The organism is Streptomyces sp. NPDC014733 (assembly GCF_043083385.1).
Classification (GTDB): domain Bacteria; phylum Actinomycetota; class Actinomycetes; order Streptomycetales; family Streptomycetaceae; genus Streptomyces.
In genome coordinates this window covers 38,329-64,122 of sequence record NZ_JBIBYO010000004.1, presented here as the reverse complement: position 1 = coordinate 64,122, position 25,794 = coordinate 38,329, and the positions used below count along the sequence as shown (strand labels likewise).

The 25,794-nt window shown below is 73.6% G+C and carries 22 protein-coding genes; 9 read left to right on the top strand and 13 right to left on the bottom strand.

The genetic code is table 11. The features are described from left to right. The first annotated feature begins 18 nt into the window (after positions 1-18). Genes ACF1BH_RS11675 through hypE form a run of 3 tightly spaced genes read left to right on the top strand, consistent with a single transcriptional unit; the run spans position 19 to position 2,565 of the window. Positions 19-366, top strand: a complete 348-nt coding sequence (locus ACF1BH_RS11675; protein ID WP_391642271.1) for a HypC/HybG/HupF family hydrogenase formation chaperone — start codon at positions 19-21, stop codon at positions 364-366. Continuing rightward, positions 363-1,487 carry a hydrogenase formation protein HypD gene (hypD, locus tag ACF1BH_RS11670; RefSeq protein ID WP_391642270.1) on the top strand — a complete coding sequence of 375 codons (1,125 nt, stop codon included), beginning with the start codon at positions 363-365 and terminating at the stop codon, positions 1,485-1,487. The genes ACF1BH_RS11675 and hypD overlap by 4 nt, the downstream gene beginning before the upstream one ends. Further along, a complete protein-coding gene (hypE, locus tag ACF1BH_RS11665) occupies positions 1,480-2,565 on the top strand; it encodes a hydrogenase expression/formation protein HypE (protein ID WP_391642269.1) in 1,086 nt (361 codons plus the stop codon). Before hypD ends, hypE begins: the two co-directional genes overlap by 8 nt. A 449-nt stretch (positions 2,566-3,014) precedes the next feature. Here the strand turns inward: hypE and ACF1BH_RS11660 are convergent, their stop codons facing one another. From ACF1BH_RS11660 to ACF1BH_RS11625, 8 genes are all read right to left on the bottom strand, one after another. Further along, positions 3,015-3,842 (bottom strand): alpha/beta fold hydrolase, encoded by an 828-nt coding sequence (locus ACF1BH_RS11660; protein WP_391642268.1) that lies wholly within the window; start codon positions 3,840-3,842, stop codon positions 3,015-3,017. A 181-nt stretch (positions 3,843-4,023) separates the two neighbouring features. Beyond that, complete coding sequence (locus tag ACF1BH_RS11655; RefSeq protein ID WP_391642267.1) at positions 4,024-5,064, bottom strand: SDR family oxidoreductase; 1,041 nt, start codon at positions 5,062-5,064, stop codon at positions 4,024-4,026. A gap of 30 nt (positions 5,065-5,094) precedes the next feature. After that, positions 5,095-6,345 carry a beta-ketoacyl-[acyl-carrier-protein] synthase family protein gene (locus ACF1BH_RS11650; RefSeq protein WP_391642266.1) on the bottom strand — a complete coding sequence of 417 codons (1,251 nt, stop codon included), beginning with the start codon at positions 6,343-6,345 and terminating at the stop codon, positions 5,095-5,097. Then, positions 6,342-7,889 (bottom strand): aminotransferase class III-fold pyridoxal phosphate-dependent enzyme, encoded by a 1,548-nt coding sequence (locus ACF1BH_RS11645; RefSeq protein ID WP_391642265.1) that lies wholly within the window; start codon positions 7,887-7,889, stop codon positions 6,342-6,344. Before ACF1BH_RS11645 ends, ACF1BH_RS11650 begins: the two co-directional genes overlap by 4 nt. Positions 7,890-7,953: 64 nt before the next feature. Beyond that, positions 7,954-8,400: a type II toxin-antitoxin system RatA family toxin gene (locus tag ACF1BH_RS11640; protein WP_391642264.1), complete on the bottom strand. Its 447-nt coding sequence runs from the start codon at positions 8,398-8,400 to the stop codon at positions 7,954-7,956. A 58-nt stretch (positions 8,401-8,458) separates the two neighbouring features. Beyond that, complete coding sequence (locus ACF1BH_RS11635) at positions 8,459-9,598, bottom strand: GNAT family N-acetyltransferase (RefSeq protein ID WP_391642263.1); 1,140 nt, start codon at positions 9,596-9,598, stop codon at positions 8,459-8,461. 4 nt (positions 9,599-9,602) lie between these two features. After that, a complete protein-coding gene (locus tag ACF1BH_RS11630) occupies positions 9,603-10,736 on the bottom strand; it encodes an acyl-CoA dehydrogenase family protein (RefSeq protein ID WP_391642262.1) in 1,134 nt (377 codons plus the stop codon). Then, positions 10,733-12,001 carry a cytochrome P450 gene (locus ACF1BH_RS11625; protein ID WP_391642261.1) on the bottom strand — a complete coding sequence of 423 codons (1,269 nt, stop codon included), beginning with the start codon at positions 11,999-12,001 and terminating at the stop codon, positions 10,733-10,735. Before ACF1BH_RS11625 ends, ACF1BH_RS11630 begins: the two co-directional genes overlap by 4 nt. Positions 12,002-12,395: 394 nt before the next feature. Between ACF1BH_RS11625 and ACF1BH_RS11620 the strand changes: the two genes are divergently transcribed. Continuing rightward, positions 12,396-12,953 carry a GNAT family N-acetyltransferase gene (locus ACF1BH_RS11620; RefSeq protein ID WP_391642260.1) on the top strand — a complete coding sequence of 186 codons (558 nt, stop codon included), beginning with the start codon at positions 12,396-12,398 and terminating at the stop codon, positions 12,951-12,953. Positions 12,954-13,007: 54 nt separating this feature from the next. Here ACF1BH_RS11620 and ACF1BH_RS11615 read toward each other — a convergent pair whose 3' ends face one another. Further along, the gene (locus ACF1BH_RS11615; RefSeq protein WP_391642259.1) at positions 13,008-14,729 is read right to left on the bottom strand and encodes a styrene monooxygenase/indole monooxygenase family protein; all 1,722 of its coding nucleotides are present in this window, start codon (positions 14,727-14,729) and stop codon (positions 13,008-13,010) included. 64 nt (positions 14,730-14,793) lie between these two features. Next, positions 14,794-16,014, bottom strand: coding sequence for a styrene monooxygenase/indole monooxygenase family protein (locus tag ACF1BH_RS11610; protein WP_391642258.1), 1,221 nt, complete (start codon positions 16,012-16,014; stop codon positions 14,794-14,796). Between the two features lie 511 nt (positions 16,015-16,525). Between ACF1BH_RS11610 and ACF1BH_RS11605 the strand changes: the two genes are divergently transcribed. Together ACF1BH_RS11605 and ACF1BH_RS11600 are read left to right on the top strand one after the other, a co-directional pair. After that, positions 16,526-17,524 carry an AraC family transcriptional regulator gene (locus ACF1BH_RS11605; protein ID WP_391642257.1) on the top strand — a complete coding sequence of 333 codons (999 nt, stop codon included), beginning with the start codon at positions 16,526-16,528 and terminating at the stop codon, positions 17,522-17,524. Between the two features lie 120 nt (positions 17,525-17,644). Beyond that, the gene (locus ACF1BH_RS11600; RefSeq protein ID WP_391642256.1) at positions 17,645-19,189 is read left to right on the top strand and encodes an FMN-binding glutamate synthase family protein; all 1,545 of its coding nucleotides are present in this window, start codon (positions 17,645-17,647) and stop codon (positions 19,187-19,189) included. A gap of 100 nt (positions 19,190-19,289) precedes the next feature. Here the strand turns inward: ACF1BH_RS11600 and ACF1BH_RS11595 are convergent, their stop codons facing one another. Next, on the bottom strand, positions 19,290-20,114 hold the full coding sequence (locus ACF1BH_RS11595) for an SDR family NAD(P)-dependent oxidoreductase (protein WP_391642255.1): 825 nt from the start codon (positions 20,112-20,114) through the stop codon (positions 19,290-19,292). A gap of 54 nt (positions 20,115-20,168) precedes the next feature. Here ACF1BH_RS11595 and ACF1BH_RS11590 point away from each other — a divergent pair, with 54 nt between their 5' ends. Next, positions 20,169-21,020, top strand: coding sequence for a helix-turn-helix transcriptional regulator (locus tag ACF1BH_RS11590; RefSeq protein ID WP_391642254.1), 852 nt, complete (start codon positions 20,169-20,171; stop codon positions 21,018-21,020). 33 nt (positions 21,021-21,053) lie between these two features. On the opposite strand, the gene ACF1BH_RS11585 is transcribed toward ACF1BH_RS11590, so the two are convergent. Continuing rightward, positions 21,054-21,206: a hypothetical protein gene (locus ACF1BH_RS11585; protein ID WP_391642253.1), complete on the bottom strand. Its 153-nt coding sequence runs from the start codon at positions 21,204-21,206 to the stop codon at positions 21,054-21,056. A gap of 319 nt (positions 21,207-21,525) precedes the next feature. Here ACF1BH_RS11585 and ACF1BH_RS11580 point away from each other — a divergent pair, with 319 nt between their 5' ends. Beyond that, on the top strand, positions 21,526-23,010 hold the full coding sequence (locus ACF1BH_RS11580; RefSeq protein WP_391642252.1) for a PucR family transcriptional regulator: 1,485 nt from the start codon (positions 21,526-21,528) through the stop codon (positions 23,008-23,010). Positions 23,011-23,049: 39 nt separating this feature from the next. Here ACF1BH_RS11580 and ACF1BH_RS11575 read toward each other — a convergent pair whose 3' ends face one another. Further along, entirely contained in the window at positions 23,050-24,231 is a 1,182-nt protein-coding gene (locus ACF1BH_RS11575) for a CaiB/BaiF CoA transferase family protein (protein WP_391642251.1), read from the bottom strand. A 215-nt stretch (positions 24,232-24,446) separates the two neighbouring features. On the opposite strand from ACF1BH_RS11575, the gene ACF1BH_RS11570 reads away from it, so the two are divergent. Next, positions 24,447-25,610, top strand: coding sequence for an acyl-CoA dehydrogenase family protein (locus ACF1BH_RS11570; protein WP_391642250.1), 1,164 nt, complete (start codon positions 24,447-24,449; stop codon positions 25,608-25,610). Positions 25,611-25,794 lie beyond the last annotated feature (184 nt).

The following is a 25,794-nucleotide window of genomic DNA, read 5'->3' as shown; positions in this document are numbered from 1 at the left end:
AGAGCGAGGAGAACCCCCATGTGTCTCGCGGTACCCGGCAAGGTGCTGGAGATCCGGCAGCGCGACGGTACGCGCATGGCCACCGTCGACTTCGGCGGTGTCCACAAGGACGTCTGCCTGGAATATCTGCCGGACCTCGCGGTCGGGGAGTACGCCATCGTGCACGTCGGCTTCGCCCTCCAGCGGCTGGACGAGGAATCGGCCCGGCAGACCCTCGCCCTCTTCAACGATCTCGGCCTGCTGGAGGAGGAGTTCGGCGACCCGTGGGAAGCGGCCGCCGCCGAGCAGGGAAGTACCGGGAGCGACACCGGCACGCCGCCCGGCGGCCGGGCCACGGCGGACACGGTGCGGGAGGCGCAGCGGTGAAGTACCTGGAGGAGTTCCGCGACCCGGACCTGGCGCGGCGGCTGCTGGACGACATCCGCGCCACCGTCACCCGGCCCTGGGCCCTGATGGAGGTCTGCGGCGGCCAGACGCACACCATCATCCGCCACGGCATCGACCAACTCCTGCCCGACCAGATCGAGTTGATCCACGGCCCGGGCTGCCCGGTCTGTGTCACCCCGCTGGAGGTCATCGACAAGGCCCTGGAGATCGCCTCCCGCCCGGACGTGATCTTCTGCTCCTTCGGCGACATGCTCCGGGTCCCCGGCACCGACCGCGACCTCTTCCGCGTCCGCAGCGAGGGCGGCGACGTCCGCGTCGTCTACAGCCCGCTGGACGCCCTCAAGGTCGCCCGGGAGAACCCCGGCAAGGAAGTCGTCTTCTTCGGCATCGGCTTCGAGACCACCGCACCACCCAACGCCATGACGGTGCATCAGGCCCGGCGCCTCGGCATCCGCAACTTCAGCCTGCTCGTCTCGCACGTCCGGGTGCCCCCGGCCATCGAGGCGATCATGCGCTCCGCCGACTGCCGCGTCCAGGGCTTCCTCGCCGCCGGGCACGTGTGCAGTGTGATGGGCGTGGACGAGTACCCGGAGCTGGCCGACCGCCACCGGGTCCCCATCGTCGTCACCGGCTTCGAACCGCTCGACATCCTCGAAGGCGTCCGCCGCGCCGTACGCCAGCTGGAGCGCGGCGAACACCGCGTGGAGAACGCGTACGCCCGCGCCGTGCGGCCCCGGGGCAACCCCGCCGCCCAGGCGATGATCGCCGACATCTTCGAGGTCGCCGACCGCTCCTGGCGCGGCATCGGCACCATCCCCGACAGCGGCTGGCGGCTCTCCCCGCGCTACCGCGAGTACGACGCCGAGCACCGCTTCGCCGTCACCGGCATCACCACCGAGGAGCCCGCCGCCTGCCGCAGCGGTGAGGTGCTCCAGGGCCTGATCAAGCCCCATGAGTGCCCGGCGTTCGGCACCGACTGCACCCCGCGCACCCCGCTCGGCGCCACCATGGTCTCCAGCGAGGGCGCCTGCGCGGCCTACTACCTCTACCGCCGCCTCGGCACCCCCACCGCACCACTGGAGGCGACCCCCGTTGTCTGACACCACCCTGCACACGGCCGCGCCCCCGGCCCCGGACTTCTCCGGCTGGACCTGCCCCGCCCCGCTCCGCGACCACCCGCGGATCGTCATGGGACACGGCGGGGGAGGGGTGCTCTCCGCCGAACTCGTCGAGCATGTCTTCGCGCCCGCCTTCGGCGGCCCGGCGCTCGCCCCGCTCGCCGACTCCGCCGCGGTCACGCTGGGCGGCGCCCGGCTGGCCTTCTCCACCGACTCCTACGTGGTGCGGCCGCTGTTCTTCCCCGGCGGCAGCATCGCCGACCTCGCGGTCAACGGCACCGTCAACGACCTCGCCATGAGCGGTGCCCGCGCCGCCTACCTCTCCTGCGGCTTCATCCTGGAGGAGGGCGTGGAGACCGCGCTGGTCGCACGGGTCGCCGAGGCGCTGGGCGCCGCCGCGCGGACCGCGGGCGTGGAGATCGCCACCGGCGACACCAAGGTCGTCGAAGCCGGTCACGGCGACGGCATCTACCTCAACACCGCCGGGATCGGCCTCATCCCGGACGGCGTCGACATCCGCCCGCAGCGCGCCGCCCCCGGCGACGTCGTCCTCGTCAGCGGGCCGATCGGCGAACACGGCATCGCGGTGATGAGCGTGCGGGAGGGCCTGGAGTTCGGCGTCGGCGTGGAGAGCGACTGCGCGGCGCTGGGCGGGCTCGTCGAGGCGATGCTCGCCGTCACCCCGGACCTGCACGTCCTGCGCGACCCCACCCGCGGCGGACTGGCCACCGCCCTCGGCGAGATCGCCGCCGCCGCCTCGGTCGGCGTGGTCGTCGACGAACGGAACCTGCCGGTCCCCGACCCGGTCGCCAACGCCTGCGCGGTGCTGGGCCTCGACCCGATGTACGTGGCGAACGAGGGCAAGCTGGTCGCCTTCGTCCCCCGCGCCGCCGCCGACGCCGTACTGGCGGCGATGCGGGCCCACCCGCTGGGCGCCGGCGCCACCGTCATCGGTGAATGCGTCACCGACCACCCCGGCATGGTCGTCGCCCGCACCGGCCTCGGCGGCACCCGCGTGGTCGACCTGCCGCTGGGGGAGCAACTGCCGCGGATCTGCTGAGCGCCGGGACGCAGGGCAGGAAGGACCGGGCGGTACGGGCCGGGACACGCCTCCTGGCCCGTCCCGCCCGGCCGGGTTCCGGTACCGGCTCCTCGTCCGGATCCGGGGGCCCGGGGGGCGGAGGCATCGGACCCCGGGGGCCCGGAGGTGGCGGGCGGGGTGCGTCCGGGTCCGGCTGGAGCGGCGGTTCGCGGGGCGGGGTGGGCCACGGGGACGGCGCCGGCTGCGCCGGGTCCGCGGTGAGCAGGACGGGCAAGGTGAGGCGCATCTCTCCTCCTGTCCGGGACGGTCTGCACATGTGCGGGGCACCAAACCGCGTACGCGTCACCGGAACGGCGGCCTCCGGCGCGCCCGGGCGGGCCCACTTCCCACTGTGCGGCACCGGGTCCGGGCCCGCGACAAGGGCGCCCCGCACCGGTACCGGGCGCGGTCGGAGGCTGCGGGGCCCGTCACCTGGCGAGGAAGTCCAGCAGCTCCGCGGTGAACTTCTCCTTGTCCCCGGGGACGAGCGCGATGCCGTGCGAGCCGCCCTCGTAGACCGTGAGCGTGGCGCCGGGGATGAGCCCGGCGGTTTTGCGGCCGGTCGCGTCGAGGGGCACGATCTGGTCGTCGTCGCCGTGCACCACGAGCGTGGGGATGTCGAACCTCTTCAGGTCCTCGTGGAAGTCGGTGCCCCCGAAGGCGTCCACGCAGGCCACTCCGGCCTCGATCGTCTGCTGCATCGCCATGTACCAGAAGGCGTCCTTGTTGCCCTCGGTGACCTTGTTTCCCGGGCGGTTCGCGGAGAAGAAGCCGACCGCGGTGTCCTTCCAGAACTGCGAGCGCTCGTGGCGGATGCCGTCCTTGAGGCCGTCGAGCACATGCTGCGGGACGCCCTCGGGGTTCTCGGGCCCCTGGCGCAGCAGGGGCGGGATCGCCGACAGCAGCACGGCGGAGCGGATCCGCCCGGTGCCGTGCCGGCCGATGTAGCGGGCCAGTTCGCCGCCGCCCATCGAGTGTCCGACCAGCGTGACGTCGCGCAGGTCGAGCCGGGTGAGCAGAGCGTCGAGATCGTCGGCGAAGGTGTCGAAGTCGTAGCCGTCCCACACCGGGCTGGAGCGGCCGTGGCCCCGCCGGTCGTGGGCGATGCCCCGGAAACCGGCGTCGGCCACCGCCTTGAGCTGGTCCTGCCAGGCGTCGCCGCTGAGCGGCCAGCCGTGGAGGAAGACCACCGGGCGGCCCTGCCCCCAGTCCTTGTAGAAGATGTCGACACCGTCGCGCGTCGTGCAGACAGGCATGGTTACGTCCCCTCGGACGGACGGACGGACGGACGGACGGACCGGGCGGACCGAATGGACCGGGCGGCGTCACACCGCCGCCGCGGCTCCGCGCCGGTGCGGGCGGGAGGGCGCTCCCCTCCCTCCCCGCCATACTGCGAGCGGACCACGGCGACGGCAAGAGGAGGAGCGGAGCCCGCGGCTACGCCCCGTCCCCGCTCCCGACCAGGGTCCACGGGCTCGGACTCGCCAGCGCCTGCCGGGGCCTGCTGCGGGCCCAGTGGCGTACGGAAGCGGCCATCACCTCACCCGGGTCGCGCACCGGGCGGGTGGGGGAGAAGGGCTCGGTCATGCTGGTGTAGCTCTGGAACATCGCGAGCAGATCGACCGCCTGCTGCTGCACCGGCGAGAGCCACTGCCGCGCCATCGGCAGGAAGAAGCGGTTCCAGCTGTCGGTGGAGACCGTCGGCGGGACGGCGATCGGGACGGCGCCGTGGGCGGTCCGGACCTCGTTGACGGTGGCGCAGCTGATCCCGACCAGGTCGCTCAGCCGCAGCGCGGCCGCGCCCGCGGCGAGGGTCTCGGTGCGCGGCGCGTCCGGCGCGGGGCCCAGGGCCGCCGCCACGATCGCGTCGGCGACCTCGTCGAGCGGGCTGATCTCCGCGTAACCGTCCGGGTCGCCGACGACGACGGCGGCGAGACCGGAGACCAGGGCGGGGAAGAGGGTGTACGGGCCGGAGAAGCGGGAGATACGGCCGTCGGCGCGGTTGCCCATGATCAGCGGCGGCCGGATCAGGGTCACCGGGCCGCGGTGTTCGGTGGTGACGATCTCCTCGCAGACGGCCTTGGACCACTCGTAGCCGTTGCGGTAGCCCTCGAACTCCGGTCCGCGCAGATCCTCGGGATTGCGTACGCCCCCGACGTAGGCGGTGGAGACATGGACGACATGGGTGCCGGGCCCGGCCAGCTCCAGGACCGCGCGCAGGGGGCGGATGTTGGCGTCGGCCGCCTCGGTGCGGGAGAGCGTCCAGCGGGTCGAGGCGGCGGTGTGCACGATGACGTCCCAGGGACCGGCCAGCTCCGGCGGCACCGCTGCGGCGCCCATGTCCCAGCGGACCAGGGGCCCGGGGGCGTGGCGGCGGGCGGTGCGGACGAGGTCGGTGCCGCGGGGCGCGGTGGTGCGCAGGCGGTCGGTGACCTCGGTGCCGACTATGCCGGTCGCCCCGGTGAGGAGGATGCGCATGCCAGGTCTCCTAGGCGAGGTGATGGGCGGTCAGATCCCGGGGGTCAGTACGAGGCAGGCGTTCTGCCCGCCGAAGCCGAAGGAGTTGGAGAGCACGGGGGCGAGCTCCACCCGCCGCGGCGCCCCGGCGACCACGTCGATGCGGTCGGCCTCGGTGCAGTGGGTGAGGTTGGCGACCGGCGGTACCGTACGGCGCCCGGCGCAGACGAGGGCGACCGCCGCCTCCAACGCCCCCGAACCGCCCATGAGATGGCCGGTGACGCCCTTGATCGACGTCACCGGCGGCGCCTGCCCGGCGAAGGCGCGGTCGACGGCGGCGGCCTCGGCGCCGTCGTTGAGCCGGGTGGCGGTGCCGTGCGCGTTGACGTGCCCGATGTCGCCGGGACGCAGTCCCGCGTCGGCCATCGCACCGGCCATACAGGCGGCCGCGGCGGTCCCCTCCGGATGCGGTGCGGCGATGTGGTACGCGTCGGAGTTGGTCGCGTACCCGGCGACCTCCCCGTAGATCCGCGCACCACGGGCGAGCGCCGCCTCGCGCCGCTCCAGGACGAGGAGGGCGGCGCCCTCGCCCATCACGAAGCCGTCGCGGGCCGCGTCGAAGGGGCGGCTGGCCCGGCCGGGCGCGTCGTTGCGGAGCGACAGGGCCCGCATCCGGGCGAAGCCGCTCAGCACGACGTGGGTGATCGCCGAGTCGAAACCGCCGGTGACCACCGCGTCCAGCTCCCCGTACTGGATCCGGCGCAGCGCCTCCCCGACGGCGTTGGTGCCGCTGGCGCACGCCGTGGTGTGGGTGAGGCACGAGCCCCGGAAGCCGTACCGCATGGCGATGCGCGCCGCGGCGGAATTGGCCATGGTCCGCGGGACGGTGTGGACCGGCATCCCCATCGGATCGGCGCCGTGGTCGAGAGCGGTGGCCTCCATGGTGGGCAGCCCGCCCAGACCGGCGCCGAGGTGGACACCGACGCGGTCCGGCGGCAGCGGCGGCAGCTCCGCGTCCCGTACGGCGTCGGCCGCGGCGCACAGGGCCAGTGCGGTGGGCCGGTCGATCTGCCGCAGTTCGCGGAGGCTGAGGGAGGACTCCGGGTCGAACTCCGGCACCCGGCAGGCGAAACGCACCACCGCCCGCTGCTCGACCAGGACGCCGACGGGGGCGGCGGCGGTGCCCGCGGCCGCCATGACGGTGGAGACCACCTCGTCGAGGGTGTTCCCGGCCGGGGTCCGGACGCCGATACCGGTGACGACGGCGCGGCGGCGGCCGGAGGGATCCGGGGGAGGCGTCACCGGTCGGCCGTCCGCTCGGTCAGGAGGGCGATGGCGTGGCCGACGTTGTCGGCGCGCATCAGGTCCTCGGGCGAGATCTGCACGCCCAGGGCCCGTTCGAGCTGGGCGCCGACGGCCATCAACTCCAGGCTGTCGACGCCGTGATCGGCTTCCAGATCGGTGCTGTCGGAGATCTCGTCGGGTGTGGTGCCCAGGACGTCGGCGATGGTCGTACGGACGATGTCGGCCAGTGAGCGGCCGGGGGCGTCCGGGGTACGAGGGGCCTGCGGGTCGGTCACGTCGTTCTCCTGATCGGGTCGGTCTGCGGCGAGGATGCGGCCCGCGTCGTCGAGGGCGGAGTCGAGAATGTCCAGGGCCCGGTCCAGCTCGGCGGCCGTGGTCGTCAGCGGGGGCAGCAGCCGGACGGTCGTGGGGCGGCTCAGACAGGGCGAGACGAGCAGGTCGGCGTTGGCCAGCCCGACGACGACCTCCCCGGCGGCCTGCGGCGCGGTGAAGTCGATGCCCCACAGCAGCCCGCGGCCCCGGAACCCGCTCATCACCCGCCCGTGGCGCGCCTGGAGGACACGCAGCCCGGCGGCCAGCCGGTCGGCCAGCATCCGGCCGTGACCGGCCAGTTCCTCCACCGCGGCCAGCGCGGCGGGCAGCGCGGCGCAGCTGAGCGGGTGCCCGCCGAACGTCGCCGAGTGCAGGAACGGGTCGGCCGCCAGCGGCGCGTACAGCTCCTCCGAGCAGACCATCGCGGAGAGCGGTACGACACCGCCGCCGAGCGGCTTGCCGACGAGCACCGCATCGACGGGAAGCCCCTCGGCGAGGGCCACCGAACGCTCACCGCAGCGCCGCAGACCGCACTGGATCTCGTCGGCGATCACGAAGGAACCCTGCGCCTGCGCGTCTTGCGTCCACCGCCGCAGCACCCCGGGGGCGAGCGGCACGGCACCGTTCTCCCCCTGGACGGGTTCGAAGACCAGCGCGGCGAACGGCCCCCGGGCACCCTCCCGGCGCACCGCGTCGGGGTCGTCGGGGTCGAGGTGGACGACGTCCGTGGCGCAGCCGCGCAGCCCGGTACGGAACAGCGGGTGGTGGGTGAGCGCCAGCGCGCCGAGCGTCTTGCCGTGGAAGCCGCCGCGCACCGCCAGCACCCGGTCCCGGCCGGCGGCAAGACGGGCGAGCTTGACCGCGATCTCCACGGCGTCGGCCCCGTTGAGCCCGAAGTAGACCTTGGGCAGCGCCCCGCCGAAGTACGCGACGAGCACGGCGGCGGCCTCGGCACTCACCGGGTTGGCCAGGCTCCGGGTGGAGGTCGGCATCACCGCCAGCTGCCGCTGGACCGCGGCGACGACCTCGGGGTGGCGGTGGCCCAGCAGCGTGACCGCGTACGAGCCGAAGTCCAGGGCCGAGCGGCCGTCGGAGAGGGTGACCCGCGAGCCCGACGCGGCGGTTTCCACGGCGCCCCGGCCGGCGAACTTGCCGGTGAGGGCGAGCTTGGGGGACTGATGCCGGCGCAACCGCTCGAACACCGCGGTGGCCTGGGACGGATCGGTCATGTGCGGCCTCCTGGGCGGGGACGGGCGAGCGGGTGGTGCCGGTCGGAGGGGGCGGCGGTGCGGGTCACGCGGCGTCGGTCAGGCGGCGCTCCAGCGCCCTGAGCATCTGCTCGGCGTTCTCCCGCAGCGCGGTGGCGGCGACAGGGTTGAGCATCTCGGCGAGCAGCGGGATCCCGATGTCGAACTCGACATGGAGGGACACCAGGCTGCCGCCGTCGTCGGCCGGACGGATGGCCCAGTGGCCGACGAAATGCGCCAGATCGCCGCTGACCTGGTGGAAGTCGAAGCGGCGGGCCTCCTCGTCGATCCGCTCGGCCTCGGTCCATTCGAGGACCGACCCCTTGAGCCGTACCGACCAGGCGGTGACCCGCTCCCGCGGCCCGCGCTGCTCGACGACGGTGATGGACCGGACGCTGTCCATGCACGCGGGATAGCGCTCGACATCGACGACCGCCTCCCAGCTCCGGTCCGGCGGGGCGGCGATGTGCAGCTCTACTGCGACGCGGGGCATGAGGACCCTTTCCGGGAGAGGGAGGCGAGCGGGCGGGGCCGACGGCGCGGCGGGGCGCTCACGACCGGGGCGCGAGCGTCCGGGCGAGCGCCGAGCCGAGCGCGGCCGGGAGCAGCCGGCGCAGTACCGCGCGGGGCAGCGGACGCACATGGGTGAGGGCGTAGCGCTGCTCGACCAGCGCACAGCCCAGCTCCCGTTTGGGCTCGTAGGCGGTCTGCGCGAACCGGATGTGGCGGCACCCGCGGGCGATGGCCAGCTCGATGGCCGCGTAGTGGACGTGGTGGTAGAGATGCGCCCCGTGGGCCAGCCGGTAGTCGAGACCGATACGCGCCCCGATCGCGCCGTCCCCGCGGAAGAGGCAGAGCAGAAAGGCGACGAGACGGTCCCCCTCGAAGCAGGCCACGAGCCGCTGCTCGGGACCGTCGGGCCGGTGCAGCGCGCGGAGGAAGGACGCGTCGAGGACATCGAGTGTCTGGTCCGCCCGCGCCATCACCTGCCCGTACAGCTCCAGCATGTCGGGGACGAGGGAGACGAAGTCGGCCAGCACCTCGATCCGCAGATCGTCCCGGGCGGCGAACTTCCGCACCTTGCTGCGGACGTTACGACGCGCCTTCGCGGGGAGCGCGGCGACGTACTCCTCGAACGAGCCGTACCCCAGGGCGAGTTCGGTGTCGGGCATGCTCACCACCTCGAAGAAGCCCGCCGCCTCCAGGGCCGGCCGCAGAGGCGCCAGCTCGTCCGGGGCGAAATCCTTGAAGACGACGGTGCCGAGCCGGTGGCGCCGCGCATGGGTGAGCACCGTCCGCACCAGCAGCTCGGCGACCGGCTCCGGCAGCGGCTCCCGGCCCAGGACGTGACCCTGCCCCAGGAAGTTGCCGCAGAACAGCATCGGCACGCGCAGCAGGCCGGGGCACCACCGGCCCACCGGGGCCAGCATCCGGCGCTCCCGCTCCCCGACGATCCGGTCCAGCCGCAGCCCGTGGACCGCGGCCAGCGGCAGGACCCCGAGCGTCCGGCCCGCCTCGCGGACCACCGCGTATGCATAGCCGTCCGGGCCGATGGCCCCGCGCTCCATCGCCACGAACACCTCGCGCCCCCACATCGGGTCGTGCGGCGGGGCGAGGGCGTCCCAGGTCTCGGCGGGGACGGCGTCGACACCGGGCAGGATCTCGACGGTGGGGCCGGTCGCTGCGCTCATCGCGTCACCCCACCCGCAGGGCCTGGCCGTCCAGGGCCGCGCACAACGCCTCGGCCGTCCTGCCCCGGGACGGCGGGTGGAAGGCGAGACCGGTCGCGGCGGAGGCGAGATAGGTGCCCTCGGTGGAGCCGATGAAGGACATCCCGCCCAGCGCGCCCAGCGCGACCGGCGTGGCGCGGGCGATGGCGTCCTGTGCGGCATAGCGCGCGGTCAACGCCCTGACCAGCAGCGGCTCACCCCATTCGGTGCTCTCGCCCATCTCCCGGGCCACCGCCTCCACCGCCAGCATCGCGGCGTCGAGTTCGGTGACGAGCAGGGCCCGGTCACCGGCCGACCCCCCGCCGCGCCGCAGCGCCCGCTCCGCCAGCGCACTGGCGGTGCCCAGATACCCGGCCGTCATCAGCAGCTCGAACCAGAGGAACCCCGCGATGTGCAGGGAGTCCAGCGCGGAGCCGGCGGTCACATCGGTGGCGACCACCATCTGCGGGTCCAACGTGACCTCGGTGAGGACCACCTCCTCGCTCTCCGCGCCGGCCAGCACGGAGTTGCCCCAGAACGGCCGGACGGAGACCCCTTCGGTCCGGGCGGGCACGATGGCCACCGCCAGCCGCTCGGTGCCGTCCTTGTCGGCCATCGTCACGGAGGCGGTGAGGACGTCCATGGAGCGGGCGAGACTGCACGGCTTCTTGCTGCCGTTGAGCACGACATGGTCGCCGCGCCGTTCGGCGGTGATGGCCGGACGCAGCACGGACTGCCCGGTGCGGCCCTCCGCGAAGCCGGACGCCAGCAGCAACCGGTCACCGACGACGGCCTCCAGCAGCATCCACTCGAATCCGGCACCGTGCCTGCCGGCCTCCACCAGCCCGGCCACGGAGAAGTGGTGCATGGTGGTGGCGACGGCCAGCGACGGACAGCGCGCGCCCACCGCCCGCTGGAGCCGGACGGCCTCCAACGGGCTCGCGCCGATACCGGCATGCTCCTCGGGCACCAGCAGTCCGGTGCCCCCGGCGTCCCGGAACGCCGCGAGGGCGGGGCTGCCGCGCCGCTCCAGCTCGGCCAGCGGATGCGCGGCGAGCGCCGCATCGAGACCGGGCAGCAGGCGTGCGAGCACCTCGCGCTCGGGGTCCAGAAAATTCATGCGGCGGCCTTTCCGGAGAGCTTGACGGACGGGGCGGCGGCGGGACCGTGACCGACGGGCAGGTCCTCGAAGACGCGCAGGCTGAACGACTCCCGGCGCACCGGATCCCCGGCGGACGCCAGACGCGGAAAACGGGCCAGCAACCGGCGCAGGGCCACCGCGCCCTCCAGCCGCGCCAGGGCGGCGCCCAGGCAGTAGTGCGGCCCGCTGCTGAAGCTGAGCACCCGGGTGCCGGTGCGGGTCACATCGAAGCGGTGCGGGTCCGGGTGGAGCGCGGGGTCGCGGTTGGCGGCGGTCAGCACGGTGGTGACAACGGCGCCCGCCGGAACCGGCACCCCGCCGATGATCCCGGCCCGCCCGGCGATGCGCTCGGTCATCTGGACGGGCGAGTCCCACCGCAGCGCCTCCTCGACGGCCTGCGGTGCCAGCCCGGGGTCGGCCGCCAGCCGGGCCAGCTGCTCGGGGTGGCGGAGCAGGGCGTGCACGGCCATCCCCAGCAGCCCGGTGGTGGTTTCGAAACCCGCGACGAACACCAGCAGCAACGTGTCCACCAGTTCGTGTTCCGTCAGCGTCCCCGCGTCCTCCGAGGCCAACGCGGTGGCGAGGTCATCGGCGGGCTCCTGCCGCCGCCGCTCGGTCAACTCCAGGAAATATTCCCGGAGTTGCTCCACGGCGCTGTCGGCCCGCGCCCAGTCCTCCGGGGTGCGCACCGGCTCCAGCAACCGGCTGGCGTCACTGCCGAGCGCCCGGAACCGGTCGCTGTCGGCCTCCGGTACACCGATCAGCTCGCCGACCACGGCCATGGGGAGCGGATAGCCGACCAGCTCCTGGAAATTGGCCGTGCCGCCGTCCGAGGTGGCGTCGGCGAGGTTGTCGAGCAGGCTGTCGGTGATCCTCTCGACGGCGCCCCGCAGCGCGGTCACCCGGCGCGGGGTGAGGCCCTTTCCGGCGAGCCGGCGCAGCCGGGTGTGGTCGGCGCCGTTGGCCCGCAGCATCGAGGAGTGGAAGAAGTCGGCCGCCGGGTGCTCACGCCAGTCCGGCAGGTTCTCCTCGCACCAGGTCAGATCCTGGGTGCGGTTGGCGGTGTCGGTGAGGACGGCTTGGCAGTCGGCGAAGCTGGTCAGGAAAAAGGTGTCCAGGTCCGGGTCGTGGTACACGGGCGCGATCCGCCGCAGGGCCTCCAGCGCGGGATACGGATTCTCCCGCCCTTCCGGTGTGAACAGCGAGAAGAGCAGCGCCTGTGCCTGCGGTGCCGGGGAGTTCACGATGGCGTACCTCGGTGGTCGGTGCATACCTCGGTGGGCGGCGGACGCGGCACGGTCGGACAGCCCCCATGGCGTGGATCCACCGCCTCGGACGGGCGTGGATCTTCCCGTGTCCTCAAGTGACGCTATGGCGCTCAGTGACGGAGGGACAAGGGCGTGAAGCGGAAAGGCGCACCCCCCGGGGCGCCCGCTCCGGCGCGCCCGGCGGCGGACGCGCTCCCGTCCCGGCCGCCGGGGGCGCCGCCGCACCCCGCTGCTCGCGGCGGGCGCGCTCGGCCTGGCGACGGGCCTGGCGCTGGTGGTCACCGCGCGCCCCGCACCGGTACGGGGGCGGCCGGGCCGAGCCCGAGGGGCCGACGCCACCTCACCGACACCGCACAGGAAGGATGAGCGCATGCCACACGACACATCGGGGAATCCCCCCAGCACCTCCTCCACGCCCGACCTCCGGACGACCGCTCTTGAGCAGTACACGCCCGACGACCTGAGCGGTATCTCAGGAGGCGACCCCGACCCGTTCGAGGTCGCCCACCTGGGCCTGACCTGGCGGGCCAAGGAGCACCACCTCGGCATCACACAGGGCGAGCGCCTGGTGGCGCACGCCGGGTGGGTCTCCGTACCCGTCCGTGTCGACGGCTCCCCGATGCGGGTGGCGGGTCTGGGCGGGGTGATCGTCTCGCCCGGGCTGCGGGGGCACGGCCTGGCCCGGCGGGTCGTGGCAGCCACCGCGGCCCACGCCGCGGAACAGGGCTTCGGCTTCGCCCTCCTGTTCTGCCTACCGGACCGCGTACCTGTCTACCGGAAAATGGGGTGGACCCGGCTGGCCGCCGACGTCGAGGCCGAACAACCGGGCGGCACCCTCACCATGCCGCTGCCCGCCATGTGGCTCTCCCTCGGCGGCGACGCGCCGTGGCCTCACGGGCCGGTCAGCCTGCTCTCGTTGCCCATGTGACCGCGGGGGACGCCGTCCGGACGCCGGTGTCCGGACGGCCCCGGAGGAGCCCCGTCACAGATCCGGATGCTTCGTCGCCACGTGGTAGTAGCCCGAGTGGAAGACCAGGGGGGTGCCGCCGTCGGACTCGTACTGTTCGACCTCGCCGAGGAAGATGATGTGGTCGCCGGCGTCGAGGCGTTGGACGGTGCGGCACTGGAAGCGGGCCACCGCGCCGTCCAGCAGCGGCGTTCCGGCGATGCCGGGGGTGGTCGGCGTGCCGCGGAACTTGTCGTCGGACGGGGTCGCGAACTGGCGGGAGAGATGGTGCTGGTCGGCCGCGAGGACGTGGACGGCGAAGTGCGAGGCGTCGGTGAAGTCCGGCAGGCTCGGGCTGTTCTTGCCCGGGCACCACAGGACGAGGGGCGGGTCCAGGGAGACGGAGGTGAAGGAGTTCGCCGTCATGCCGACGTTGCGGCCGTCGGGGGCGCGGGCCGTCACCACGGTCACGCCGGTCGCGTACTGGCCCAGCGCGCGGCGCAGTTCCCGGCCGTCGAAGCGGGCGGCGTGCTGGGCGCGCTTCTCGGCGAGGAAGCGCTCCGCCTCGCCCTGCTCGAACCACCAGCGGTAGAGGGTGCGCGGGTCGTCGAAGCCGGCGGCGACGGCGCTCGCGACCGACGGGATCTCGGCCGCCGCCGCCAGGATCTCGCGGTGGTGCGGCCCCAGCTCCGTCAGCAGCGAGTTGGTCCAGCCGACGGCCCACTGGGCCCAGCCGCGCCAGAAGTTGTCGAAGGTCCGCTGCATCCACTGCGGGGTGAACTCCGCGGCGCCGTGCCGCAGGATGCTGTCGAGGTAGTGGGACGCGGCCTGGGCCGCGTTGTTCGACCCCTGCCCGGTGATCGGGTCGTTGAGGACGACGGCGTCGGCCATGCCGAGGACGTGCCGCCCGGAGGAGAGACGGGCCACGGGCTGCCGCACGGTCGGCGTGACCCGGCCGCGCAGCACACCGCCGTTGTCGGTGAGACGGGAGTCGCGGTGCCGCTCGAACTCGTCGGGGAAGAACCGGTGGAGGATCTCCAGGGACCGGGTGAGGTGGGCCTCGGGCGTGTGGACGTCGTCCCAGCAGTCCATCGGGCCACCGGGCACCCCCTCGAAGACCATGATCTCGCAGGGCCCCGTCGTGGTGAGGGCGGGGAACGAGAAGAACTCGCCGACACCGGGGACCAGCCGGTAGTGGACGGCGGCCGCCCCCTCCCGCGGTTCCGCACCCGTCACGTACGTCAGCGCCAGCGCACGGCGCGGCCGGTCGTACGGGGAGAGTTCGGAGTTGCGCGGGAAGAGGCGGCTCAGCTCGCCCTTGCCGGTGGAGACCACGACGAGATCGTGCGTACGGGCGTACCATTCCAGGTCGCCCACGCCCGCCTCGTGCAGCACGATCTCGCCGTGGCCGTCCGCGAACTGCTCGATCCAGGCCGCGCACTTGACGCGCTGGTCGACGGAGTGCGCGGGCCCCTCCAGCGGGGCGCGCCAGGTGAGGTCAGGGGTGCCGTGCGCACCGATGAGGGAGAACGCGATGCCGGAGATGTCCGGGGCCTGCTCCGCCCAGTGGTGCAGGCCGAGTTCGCGCTCGCTCTGGAGCGCGGTGTCGAACATGCACTGACTGGACATGACCGGGCCCCGGCGTATCTCGTCCGGGCTGCGGTCGGTGACCAGGGTGACGTCGTAGCCGTGCGCCTGGAGTCCCAGGGCGAGTTGGGCACCCGCCTGCCCGGCGCCGATCACCGCGATCCTTCTCATGTCCTGCTGTCCTGCTCTCGTTACCTGGCTGTCGCTGTGCTGGTGGGGTGCGCCCGGCCTGCGGTCAGGAGCTGACCGAGGCCAGGTAGTTCTGCGCGGCGACCGGGTCCATGAACCAGTGGAAGAAGTCGCGCGGGTCGTCGAAGCCGTTGACGAAACGGGAGGCGACACGGGGGTTGACGCTCGCCGCGCCGAACAGCTCCAGGACGTGCTGGGGCGGGGCGCCCAGCATCGCGTTGGTCCACGCGGTCGCGGACTGCGCGTTGTCCCAGAAGCGGCCGAAGGCCAGCTCCATGAAGGCGGCGTCGTAGGGGCGGTCGCCGTGGTCGAGGATGCTGGCGAGGTAGGAGGCCGCGCACTTCGAGGCGTTGTTGGAGCCCTGGCCGGTGACCGGGTCGTTGAGGACGAGCACGTCGGCGAGGCCGAGCACCTGCGCGCCGGAGGGCAGCGTGGCGACGGGCCTGCGGACGGTCGGCGCGAAGCGGCCCGCGAGGGTGCCGCCCGCGTCGGTGAGCGCGAGATCGGTGCAGCGCTCGGCCTCCCACGGGACGTACGTCCGCAGCAGCTCCTGGAACGTCGCCAGCTGCTGCTCCGGGGCGAGCCCGTCGAAGCGGTCGAGCGGACCGCCCGGGATGCCCTCGAAGAACATGATGTCGCAGGGGCCGGTGGTGGTGAGGCTGGGCATGGTGAAGTACTCGCCCACACCGGGGATGACGTTGAAGCTGACGCCGGTGCGGTGCGGCAGCGGCGTCATGCCGGTGACGTACGTCAGGGCCAGCGCACGCTGCGGGGCGGCGAACGGGGAGCGCTGCGCGTCCCGCTCGAACAGCCCGGCGATCGAGCCCTTGCCGGCGGCGACGATCACCAGGTCGGACTCGGCGGCGTAGCGCTCCAGGTCCGCGATTCCGGCCTCGCGGATCTCCAGCCGGCCGCCGCGGCGCGCGAACTCGCCCATCCAGAGCGGCATCTTGACGCGCTGGTCGATGGAGCGGGCGGTGGCGTCCAGACGGGCGTCGAAGGAGAGCGCGCGGCCGCCCTGACCGTCGGCGATGTTCACGCCGAGACCGGCGATGGCCGGGCAGGCGTCGCCCCAGAAGTCGAGGCCGAGGTCGCGCTCGTGGGCGAGCGCGGTGCCGAACATGGCCTGGCTGGACATGACCCGGCCCTCGCGGATCTGCTCACCGGTGCGGTTGGAGACGACGGTGACGTCGTAACCGTGGTCGATCAGGCCGATGCCGAGCTGGAGCCCGGCCTGACCGGCTCCGACGATGGTGATCTTGCGCATGAGAGGGGACCTCCGGGGGTTCGGATGTTGCGGTGGTGAGGGTGCCGTGCGAAGCCGTGCGCGGGACGGCACGGCGACGCGGCGGCGGTGGGGACAGCGGTGCGGAAGGCGGCTGCCCGCCGGCGGGGGGTCCGGCGGGCAGCCGCGGGAAGCCGGTTCACCCGTGGGACCAGGGGAGAGGTCCGGGGCACCCGGCCGGCTACAGGGTCCCGGCCGGCACGGCGGGCCGGGGCGACGGCAGGGGCGCAGCGGAGTGCGGGGGTTCGGCGTCGTCGGGGCCGTCGGCGCTCGCGCGTGGGGCGCGCGGCGTACCTGCGGCGGGCCGTCCGCCGGTCGCGGCATCACCCGTGGCGGGCACGGTCCGGCCCGGCACTCCCTGCATCGTTGTTTCCCTGGTCTCTTCTCGGGGCCGCGGCGGTCGGGGACCCACCTTGGTATGGCAAGATCGTCTGCGCTATCCGGATCACGCGGGTCGCTGTCCCGATCGCGCATCTCGGCGGGGGAGGTTTACATGTCCGCTGATGAGCCCCCGCTCGCAAATCGCCAGCTGTTTCACACAGCGGACATCTGGGAAGCCCGCGCCGAGGTCGGCCGTGCCTTCTGCCCGCACGATCTGCGCATCGTGCAGCGCTCGGCGACGCTCGACGCCCGGCTGCACGGTGCCCCCTTCGAACGGACCGGTCTGTACTACCTCGATTACGGCACGGAGGTCCGGATCACCCCGGGCGACCTGGAGAGCTTCTTCCTGGTCCAGATACCGCTCGCCGGTTACGCGGAGATCACCTGCGGCCGCGAGGAGATCATTTCCTCCCCGGAACTCGCCTCCGTCCCCTCACCGGCCGGAAAGCTGGACATGTGCTGGGGCAGCGGCAACCCGCAACTGATCGTCTGGCTCGACCGGGCGGCCATGGAGACGCACCTGGGGAGCCTGCTCGGCCGCACGGTGCGCCGCCCGATCTCCTTCTCGCTCGGTATGAACCTCACCACACCGGGCTCCCGCTCCTGGCTCAACATCGTCGACCTCATGCGCCGGGAGGCGGAGGGCCCGGGCGGGATGACCAGCCGGCCGATCGTGACGAAACAGCTCGAATCGCTCCTGATGACCCAGCTGTTGATGGCCCAGCCGCACAACTACACCCCGGCGCTCCACGGTGAGCAGCCCCGCGTCGCCCCGCCCGCGGTCCGCCGCGCCATGGAGACCATCGAGGCGCACGCCGCCGAGCCGCTCACCGTCGCCGAGATCGCGGAGTGCGTCGGCGTCGGCGTCCGGGCCCTCCAGGAGGGCTTCCGCCGCCACCTCGACACCACACCGCTCGCCTACCTGCGCGAGGTCCGCCTCGATCACGTACGCAAGGAACTCCGGGCCGGCGACCCGGGCACCACGACCGTCACCGCCGTCGCCGCCCGCTGGGGCTTTCTGCACCCGGGACGCTTCTCCGTGGCCTACCGTCGGCAGTTCGGCGAGTCGCCGTCGGAGACGTTGCGGCGGTCCGGGGCCCTGCGGCCCTGACAGGCCGAAGCCCTACCATCGTTCGACATTTCGCCGGCGGGCACCGCGCCCGCCGGCTGTATCCGCCGCCCCACGCTCCACGCCCCGACGGGGGAGCCGGGCACCGAGAGAGGAACGTCCATGCGCGCCCGGAGCATCGGCGCGGTCGCCGCCACCGCAGTGGCAGTGGTGGCCGCCCGCGACCTCATGCAGAAGAAGCACGCACTGCTCAGGAACTTCCCGGTGATCGGGCACGCCCGGTACCTGCTGGAGACGATCGGTCCGGAGCTGCGGCAGTACATAGTGACCTCCAACGACGAGGAGCGTCCGTTCAGCCGCGATCAGCGCACCTGGATCTACGCGTCGTCGAAGGGCGAGAACAACTACTTCGGCTTCGGCACCGACAACGACGTCGAGCACATGCAGGGGCACGCCTACATCAAGCAGCGCACGTTCGCCGGCGCGCTGCCCGACCTGCACGACCCGCAGGTCCCGCTGCCCTCGGCCAAAGTGCTGGGCGGCCCGCGCGGCCGGGCCAAGGCGTTCCGCCCGGCGAGCGTGGTGAACATCTCCGCGATGAGCTTCGGATCGCTCTCCGGCGCGGCGATCACCGCGCTCAACGAGGGCGCGGGGCTGGCCGGGACGATGCAGAACACCGGCGAGGGCGGCCTCTCGCCGTACCACCGCAACGGCGGCGACCTGATCCTCCAGATCGGCACCTCGTACTTCGGCTGCCGCAACGACGACGGCACCTTCAACCTCGACAAGCTCAAGGAGGTGGTCGCCGGCGCCCCGGTCAAGGCGCTGGAGATCAAGCTCTCCCAGGGCGCCAAGCCGGGGCTCGGCGGCATGCTGCCGGGCGCGAAGGTGACCCCGGAGATCGCCGAGATCCGGGGCATCCCGGTCGGTGAGGACTGCGCCTCGCCCTCGCGGCACACCGCGTTCCACGACGTCGACTCGATGCTGGACTTCGTCGAGCTGCTCGCCACCGAGACCGGGCTGCCGGTCGGCATCAAGAGCGCGGTCGGCGAGATGGATTTCTGGCAGGAGCTGGCCGCGCTGATGGCGCGCGGGGACCGCGGCGTCGACTTCGTGACGATCGACGGCGGCGAGGGCGGCACCGGCGCGGCGCCGCTGATCTTCTCCGACTCGGTCTCGCTGCCGTTCCGGATGGGCTTCTCCCGCGTCTACGGCACCTTCGCCGAGCGCGGGCTGACCGATGACATCACCTTCATCGGCTCGGGCAAGCTCGGCCTGCCCGAGAACGCCGCCGTCGCCTTCGCGCTGGGCGTCGACATGATCAACGTCGCCCGGGAGGCGATGCTGTCCATCGGCTGCATCCAGGCCCAGAAGTGCCACACCGACAAGTGCCCCACCGGCATCGCCACCCAGGACCCGTGGCTGATGCGCGGCCTCGACCCGGCCTCGAAGGCCACCCGCGCCGCCGTCTACCTGCGCACCCTGCGCAAGGAGCTGATGAAGGTCTCGTCGGCCGTCGGTGTCGCCCACCCGGCGCTCATCACCGCCGCCGACATCGAGGTCATGAACGGCGACTACGAGGCCCGCACCCTGGCCGGTGTCTACGGCTACAAGGACGGCTGGGGCGAGCTGGGACCGCACCTCGCCGAGGAGATCACGGCCCTGATGACGGCCGGAGCGCAGCCGTCCGGGAAGCCGGGCGCCTGACACCGGGCGGGCGCCGGGCGTGCGGCACCCGCGGGCCCGGCTCCGCACCGCACGGAGCCGGGCCCGCTGCGGGCGCCGGGACGGCCCGGCGCCCGCCGTCTCAGGCCCGCATCCCGCCGTCCACCCGGAGCACCGTGCCGGTGACGTACGAGGCGCGGTCGCTCAGCAGCCACGCCGCGGCCTGGGCGACCTCCTCCGGGTCGGCGGCCCGGCCCAGCGGGGTCAGGGAGTTCAGCTGGGCGATCGTGCCCGGGGACTCCGCGTCCCACTCCCGCAGCATCTCGGTGAGCGTGGTGCCCGGCGCGACCGCGTTGACGCGGATGCCCTCCGGACCGTACGTGGCGGCCGCCGACGCGGTGAGGCTGTTGACCGCCGCCTTCGCCGCGCCGTACACGGGCAGCTCCGGGTTGGCCATCAGACTGCCGACGCTGGAGGTGTTGACGATCGCGCCGTGCCCGGCGGTGGCGCGGATGGCGGCGATCTCCGCGGCCATGGCCACCCACACCCCCTTGAAGTCGACGGCGGCGACGGAGTCGAACTCCTCCTCCGGCAACCGGTCCAGCGGACCGGGCGTCTGGCCCGCCGCGCCGTTGTTGAAGGCCACGTCGAGCCGTCCGTACCGCTCCACGGCCCGCTCGACGGCGGCGCGGACGCTCCCGGGGTCGGCCAGATCGCACCGGACGTGGTCCGCGGTGCCGCCCTCCGCGCGGATCTCGCCGGCCACCGCCGCGAGCTGATCGGTGCTGCGGGCCGCGAGGACGACCCGGGCGCCTTCCCGGGCGAAGAGCCGGGCCGCCGCCGCGCCGATTCCGCGGCCGGCACCCGTGACGAAGGCGACCTTGTCCGCGAGCAGACCGGAAGCCGGGGGAGAGGTGAGCGTGGTGTGGTTCATGCCGCTGAGCCTGGCCCCGGCGGCCGGACCCATCCAGGCACCGGTAGTACCTGGCTGGGCGGACCGCCGCCCGCGCACACTGGACGGGTGGACCGAAAAGAACTGGCAGGCTTCCTGCGCAGCCGGCGCGAACGCCTCCGCCCCGCCACCGTGGGCCTGCCCGCGGGACCGCGCCGCCGCACCCCGGGGCTGCGCCGCGAGGAGGTGGCGCAGCTCGCGTTCATCTCGACCGAGTACTACACCCGGCTGGAACAGGCCCGCGCCCCCTCCCCGTCCCGTGAGGTGCTGGCCCAGCTGGCCCGCGCGCTGCGCCTGACGGACGCCGAACGCGACCACCTCCACCACCTCGCCGGCGCCCCGCCCGGCCCGCCGCCCGGGCCCTCGCGGGAGGTGCGGCAGAGCATCGTGGACCTGCTCGCCCGGCTGCCGGAGACCGCCGCGCTGGTCCTCTCGGCGACCTACGACGTCCTCGCCTGGAACGACCTGGCCGCCGCCCTGATGGAGGACTTCTCCGCCCTGCCGCGCCGCGACCGCAACCTTCTGCGGCGCGCCTTCCTCGGCCCGCACCCCGAGGGCCGGCGGCTGTACGGCCTCGGGGACACCGACACCTTCGCCCGGTCCGCGGCCCGGCATCTGCGGACCGCCGCGGCGCGCTACCCGGACGCCCCGGAGGTGACCGGCCTGGTCCGCGAACTCCGCGACGGCAGCGCGGAGTTCGCCCGGATCTGGGCGGCCCACGACGTCGCCGCCCGGCCCGCCACCTGCGCCGCCTTCGCCCATCCCCTCGTCGGACCGGTGTACGTCACCTGCGACATCCTGGACATCGCCGACCGCGACCAGCGCGTCCTGCTCTACACCGCAGCCCCCGGCTCGGCGTCGCAGGAGTCGCTGCGGCTGCTGTCGGTCATCGGCACCCAGCGGTGGGACGTGCCGGGCTGAGCGGCCGGCGACCGCGGGGGCCGGGGAGCCGCCTCACGGCTGCGACGCGTTCCCCAGGCGCAGATCGACGCCGGCGACGTCCCACTTCCCGTTGACCTTGAGGGTGTGCACCGCGGCCCGGAAGCTGTTCCGGTCCACGCCGTGCGAGCGGGACAGGATGATCGCCCGCAGCGGCTTCCCGTTCACGACGATCCTGGCCGTCGGGACGGTCGCCCTTGGGGGTGGGCGCGTTGGCCTGCACCCTCGGCTGTCCGGAGGCGTCCGGCGGGGTGAACGCCTCGTTCAGGGACTGCAGCCCGGGTGCCGTCTTCTCCAGCGTCGCCGCATCGCACTGCATGGCCACCGCCTGCGCCGGCGACACACCGCCGCCCGGTGAGACGGAGAGCCGGCAGGCGCGCCGCGCGTCCTTCGCGATGACCGGCTCGCCGCGCCTCCCGCCCGCCGGCACCCCGTCCACCCGGGCCCCCGTTCCGGCGCCGGCCCCGCCCTGGTGGACAATCGCCGCGTGCCTGTCTCCATCGCGGATCTGCTCGCCGAACCGACCCTGCGGCTGTGGGCGCTGAGCAGCCACTGCCACGACGCCGACCGGCGGATCGGGTGGGTCTCCACGACGGAGCTGCCGGATCCGCTGCCGTTCCTGCGCGGCGGCGAGCTGGTGATGACCACGGGAATGCTGGAGCGCGACGACGCCGGGTGGACCCGGCTCCTCGAACGGCTGGCGGAACTCCCCGTCGCCGCGCTCTGTTTCGGCACCGGGCTGGTCCACCAGGAGGTGCCGCCCGCCGTCGTCGACACCGCCGAGCGGACCGGGCTGGCACTCGTCGGCTCCCCGGTCGAGGTGCCGTTCGTCCAGATCAGCCGCTGGGTCGCCGACCGGATCTTCGCGGAGCGGTACGACGCGGTGCGGTCGGCCGCCACCCTCCAGGACCAACTGGTCCGCGAACTCCTCTCCGGCCACGGGCTGCGCGGTATGCTCCGGCGGCTCCACCGGGAGCTGGGCGCGGGCCCGGTGGCGGTGGTCGAGCCCGGCGGCCGCGTCCTGGCGCGCCACCCCGCCCCGTCCCGCCGGGCGGACGCCGAGGAACCGGAGCGCGCGGGTACGTCCGTACCGGTCCTGGTGGACGGCGTACCGGTCGCGGAACTGCGCACCCGGCGCCCCACCCCGCGACAGGACATCCTGTCCTTCGCCACCAGCATCCTCGGCCTCGAAGTGGCCCGCCATCAGGCCGTGCTCACCGGACGGCGGGAACTGCTCGGCCAGGTGCTGGAGGACGTGCTGCACCGCACGGTCTCCGACGGCGACGCCCGCCGCCGGCTGGCGTCGTACGGACTCGCCGCGGACGGCCCCCACACGGTCGTCGTCGCCCGGGTCGGCGGCGACCCCGCGCGGCTGCGCAGCCTGCCGTGGACCCTGGGCCCGCTCCTGGAACGGGCCCACGACCGGCTGCCCACCGCCCTGGTCGACGACGCGGTGATGGTCGTCGTGCCGGACACCGTCGACGCCGGGGCCGCCGCCGGGACGGTCGCGGACCACCTCCGCGTGGTGGATCCGCGGGTCCGTGTCGGCGTGGGGGAGCCGCGGCGCGGGGTGACCGGGCTGCGGCTCGGCTACTTCGAGGCCCGCCAGGCCGCCCGGTCCGGCCCCGGCGTCCACCGGGCGGCGCCGCTGAGCATCGCCGGTCTGCTGATGGGCAATCTGGACCTGCCGCTGCGGGAGCTGGGCCACGCGGTGCTCGCCCCGCTGCTCCACCACGACGAGGCCCACCGCGCCGAACTCGTCACCACCCTGCGGTCGTACCTCTCCCACGACTGCTCACCCGCCGCGACCGCCCGCGCCCTGACCCTCCACCGCAACAGCCTGCGCTACCGCCTCCAACTGATCGAGCAGCTCACCACCCGCGACCTCACCCGCCTCGCCGACCGCATGGAGCTGTGGCTCGCCCTGACCGCCCTGGACGCCGACCCCGCGGGGGCGCCGGCGGAGGAGTGACGGGAACGGCCGGCGGGGAGGCCGTCCGGGGACTGCGCCTCACGCGCTCCCGGTCCCCGGAAGCCACTGCTCGACGATCTCCTCGGCATGCTCCCCGAGCGCCGGACTCGGGGCCGTCGGCGCGGCCGCCTCCGCCGTGGCGCCCGCCGGGGCAGGCGCCGCGTCCCCGAAGTGCGCCGGTTGCCTCAGGAACGGGGTGCGGCCCAGGACCGGATGGTCGAACTCGCCGATCAGCCCGCGCTGCCGGATCTGGTCGCTGTGCACCGCGTCGGTCAGCTCCCACATGGGCGCGGCGGGCACGCCCGCCGCCCGGGCGAGCGCGAGGGCCTGTTCCGTCGTGACGCCGGTGGACCACTCCTCGGTGATCTCCCGGACCTGCTCGACATGGCGCGAGCGGGCGGTGTCGTCGGCGAACCGCGGGTCGGACGGCAGATCGGGCCGCCCCACCAACGTGGCGAACCGCGCGAACACCGCATCGCTCGCCACCGCGATCGCCACCAGCCCGTCGGCGGTGCGGTAGGTGTCGAACGGGGTGGAGACCGGATGCCGGTTGCCGACCCGCCCCGGCAGGCTGCCGGCCGCGGTGAGCAGACTCATCGCGGTCACCTGCAACGACACCAGTGCGTCGAGCATGGCGACGTCGATGTACCGCCCCCGGCCGCTGCGCTCCCGGTCGTACAGCGCCGTGCTGATCGCCCAGGAGGTGAACAGCCCGGCCAGCAGGTCACCGACCGACTCGCCGACCCTGGTCGGCGGCCCGTCGGGCGTGCCCGTCCCGGCCATCAGCCCGGACATCGCCTGCACGATCAGGTCGTAGGCGGGGTGCTCCCGCATCGGACCGCTCTGGCCGAAGCCCGAGATGCTCGCGTAGACCAGGCGTGGGTTGGCCGCGGCGAGCGTCGCGTGGTCGATGCCCAGCCGCTGTGTCACGCCGGGGCGGAAGTTCTCGACGAAGACGTCCGCGCGGGCGGCCAGCCGGAGCAGCAGCGCGTGGTCGTCGGGGTTCTTCAGATCGAGGGCGATGCTGCGCTTACCGCGGTTGAGCTGCGCGAAGTACACGCTTTCGCCCTCCCGGAACGGCCCGAGGCGGCGGGCGTCGTCACCGGCGGGCGGCTCGACCTTGACCACATCCGCCCCCAGATCCGCCAGCAGGGCGGTGCAGTACGGGCCCGCCAGCACCCGGCTCAGGTCCAGCACCCGCAGCCCTCGGAGCACGGTCATCGCTTCACGCCTTTCGGTCGGGGAGTTCGCATCCGGCCTGCGGAACGTATGCGCGCCTCCACCGCGGCGTCGATGTGCGGCCGCACGAACTCCGTGCGTATCTCGGTGCACCCGCACATTGGCGCGGCGCATCCCCCTGCGCCGGAATGGAACCGGGCCGCACCGACCGTGCGACCCCCGCCCCTGCCGATCCCGCCCCCGTGAAGGACGCCGCCATGACGGACCACGCCACCACGCCGTATCTGCTGCCCGAGATGTACGACGAGTTCCGGGCCGCGGCCCGGGCCGTCGCCGAGAAGGAGCTGGGCCCCCGGGCCGCGGAGGCCGACGCGCGGGGCGGCTTCCCGCACGACGCCTACGCGACGCTCACCGCGGCCGGGCTGCACGCGCCCGGTATCCCCGAGGAGTACGGCGGCGACGGCGTCGACGCCCTCGCCGCGGCCATCGCCGTCGAGGAGGTCGCCCGCGTCTGCGCCTCGTCCTCCACCATCCAGACCTCCAACAAGCTCGGCGTCGTCCCGCTGCTGCTGGCCGGTACGGAGGAGCAGCGCCGCCGGTACCTGCCCGAAGTCGCCGAGGGCGCGGCGCTGATGGCGTACGCGATCAGCGAGCGGGAGGCCGGCAGCGACGTCGCCGCGATGCGCTGCCGGGCGGTGGCCGACGGCGACGGCTGGGTGCTGGACGGCGTGAAGACCTGGATCACCTCCGCCGGGGTCGCCGCCTACCTCATCGTCTTCGCGGTCACCGACCCCGACGCCGGATCCCGCGGTATCTCGGCCTTCGTCGTCCACGCCGACGACCCCGGCATCAGCTACGGCGAGCCCGAACGCAAGATGGGCCTGAAGGGTTCGGTCACCCGCGAGGTGTACTTCGACGGCTGCCGGATCCCCGCCGACCGTCTCCTCGGCGAACGGGGGAGGGGACTGCGGGTGGCGCTGGGGACCCTCGACCACACCCGCGTCTCGGTCGGCGCCCAGGCCCTCGGCATCGCCCAGGGCGCCCTCGACCTCGCGGTCGGCTATGTGCAGGAGCGCCGGCAGTTCGGCACGGCCCTCGCCGACTTCCAGGGCGTCCAGTTCATGCTCGCCGACATGGGGATGAAGGTGGAGTCGGCCCGGCAGATGGTTTACGCGGCCGCGGCCCGCAGCGCCGCGGGCGCCGCCGATCTGACGTACTTCGGCGCGGCCGCCAAATGTCTGGCCTCCGACGTCGCCATGGCGGTGACCACCGACGCGGTGCAACTGCTCGGCGGCTACGGCTACACCCAGGACTTCCCCGCCGAGCGCATGATGCGCGATGCGAAGATCACCCAGATCTACGAGGGCACCAACCAGATCCAGCGGATCGTGATGGCCCGCAAACTGCTGCAGAAGCGGTAGGCCCGCCACGGGCCCGGCACATCCGCCCGGGACCCGATTATTCCGATCGGCGGCCCGGTTCATCACTTGGGTGGAACCTCTCCGGCGCTTCTGTCCGGCCCGACCGGCCGCCCCGACACTGGTACGGGACGCCGGGATCACCTGATCCGACCAGGTGCGTCCCCCATGAACAGAAGGGGGAAAG